1 pseudogene is annotated in these 352 nt (G+C 57.1%); it reads left to right on the top strand.

The annotated features are described in order from the left end of the window. Nucleotides 1–190: 190 nt before the first annotated feature. Nucleotides 191–352: pseudogene (locus EN804_RS38470) on the top strand (ABC transporter permease); the annotation flags it as partial.

The raw sequence follows: 352 nt of genomic DNA, 5'->3' as shown, positions 1-352 counted from the left end.
CTGGAAATCCCGCTCTACAACACCAATGCCATTTACGGCATCAACAAGCGGGTCAAGGGTTTTGTCGCACCGCCTGACAATCGCCTGAAGCTGACCGACGTTACCGTCGAATAATCAGGCTGGTTTCTGATCAACACACCTTGCCCGCCGCAATGCGGGCAAGGCCGGGTCTCTCTTCAAGGTAAAAAACGTGGCCGGTTTCCTCATCAAGCGATTGCTGCAGGCGATTTTTGTCGTCATCGCCATCACCCTTCTCGTTTCTTTCGCCATCCGCCTGACGGGTGACCCCGCCGTCACCATGTTCCAGGGCGGCGGCAGCATGACGGAAGATGATCTGGCGCGCATCCGTGCG

Origin of the sequence: Mesorhizobium sp. M8A.F.Ca.ET.161.01.1.1 (assembly GCF_004792105.1) — a bacterium.
Taxonomy (GTDB): domain Bacteria; phylum Pseudomonadota; class Alphaproteobacteria; order Rhizobiales; family Rhizobiaceae; genus Mesorhizobium.
Note: the sequence above shows the minus strand (reverse complement) of the source record. Positions and strands in the feature narration are given on the sequence as shown.